Source organism: Synechococcus sp. WH 5701 (assembly GCF_000153045.1).
Taxonomy (GTDB): Bacteria; Cyanobacteriota; Cyanobacteriia; order PCC-6307; family Cyanobiaceae; genus Regnicoccus_A; species Regnicoccus_A antarcticus.
Genome location: NZ_AANO01000042.1, coordinates 1 through 1,748 on the forward strand (window position 1 = coordinate 1; position 1,748 = coordinate 1,748).

Annotated in this window: 2 protein-coding genes; both read left to right on the top strand. The window is 57.6% G+C overall.

Going from position 1 to position 1,748, the window contains the following annotated elements; all coding sequences use genetic code 11:
• On the top strand, positions 1 to 910 hold a 910-nt coding region (locus WH5701_RS00205; protein ID WP_006169755.1), incomplete at its 5' end, for a ferredoxin:protochlorophyllide reductase (ATP-dependent) subunit N.
• 57 nt (positions 911 to 967) lie between these two features.
• Positions 968 to 1,748 (top strand): nitrogenase component 1 (locus WH5701_RS00210; RefSeq protein WP_037979037.1); only part of this gene is annotated, 781 nt, incomplete at its 3' end.

Consider the following 1,748-nt stretch of genomic DNA (forward strand, 5'->3'; position numbering starts at 1 on the left):
GGATCTCTCGCGAGCTGCGGAACGCCTGACCGACGAGCTGCAGGGTCGTGTGCGGGTCGTGAACTATTCCGGCAGCGGAATCGAAACCACCTTTACGCAGGGGGAAGACGGCGCACTTGCGGCTCTAATTCCGTTCCTTCCGTCGTCTGATGAACGCCAACTCCTTTTAGTGGGAACGTTGGCTGACGCGGTGGAGGATCGGCTTGTTCATCTGTTCAACAAGCTCAACATCAACGCGATCAAGAGCTTGCCCCCAAGGCAATCCACAGACCTTCCCGCCGTTGGCCCTGGCACCACGGTGCTGCTGACGCAGCCCTACCTCACAACAACAGCTCGGCTGCTCAAAGATCGCGGTGCTCGTGTGCTGACTGCTCCCTTCCCCCTCGGTGCCGAGGGCAGTCGGCGGTGGATGGAAACAGCAGCACGAGATTTTGAGGTAGATGAGGCGCAAATCGACAGTGTTCTTTCCCCCTTAATGGAGCGCGCTCAGATTGCCCTGGCTCCCCATCGCGAGGTGTTGAAGGGGAAGCGGATCTTCCTGTTACCTGAATCACAACTCGAACTTCCCCTTGCCCGCTTTCTTCAGCGGGAGTGCGGGATGGAACTCGTTGAGGTGGGTACGCCTTATCTCAATCGCGACCAAATGGCAGAAGAAATTGCCCTGCTACCGGAAGGCACACCGGTGATGGAGGGACAACACGTGGAGCTGCAATTGGACCGCGTTCGCGACAGCAAACCGGACCTGGTGGTTTGCGGCATGGGTCTCGCCAATCCCCTTGAAGCCGAGGGGATCGCCACCAAATGGTCGATCGAACTGGTGTTCAGCCCAATCCATGGCATCGATCAAGCCGGTGAGCTGGCCGAACTGTTCTCAAGACCTCTGCGGCGACATCAACTCCTCGCGCATTAACGACGACGAACACCGCATCGTTACGCCTTTTTTTAGCCCCCTCGTTTGTGATCTCCCATGGAATTAACGCTCTGGACCTATGAAGGCCCCCCCCATGTCGGGGCGATGCGCATCGCTGCATCGATGAAAGGCGTGCATTACGTCCTCCATGCACCCCAGGGAGATACCTACGCGGACCTGCTCTTCACGATGATTGAACGGCGCGGAAAAAGACCGCCGGTCACCTACACCACATTTCAGGCTCGGGACTTAGGCGGCGACACGGCAGAGCTGGTGAAGCGCCACATCCGTGAAGCCGTTGAACGCTTCAAGCCCGACGCCCTGCTTGTGGGTGAAAGCTGCACAGCAGAATTGATCCAAGATCAACCAGGAGCCCTTGCGGGCGGGATGGGCTTCGAGCTTCCAATCGTGAGCCTCGAGCTTCCGGCCTACAGCAAAAAAGAAAATTGGGGCGCATCGGAAACGCTGTACCAATTGGTACGAGGACTCCTCAAAAATCAAGAGGTCAACAGCGAAGGCCATAACCCAAAGGCATGGAAGGACCAGGGGCGTCGCCCCCGCGTCAACTTGATCGGTCCATCGCTCCTCGGATTCCGATGTCGCGATGATGTGATCGAAATCAGTCGACTTCTCGCCAGTCATGGCATTGATGTCAACACTGTTGTGCCTCTCGAGGCCACGGTGGCCGACATCATGCGGCTTCCAGAAGCCGATCTCAATGTCTGCCTCTATGCAGAAATTGCCGAATCCTGTTGCAGCTGGATGGAGCGGCAGTTTGGGATTCCATTCACCAAAACCATGCCGATCGGCGTGGGCGCGACAGCTGATTCCTCGCAGA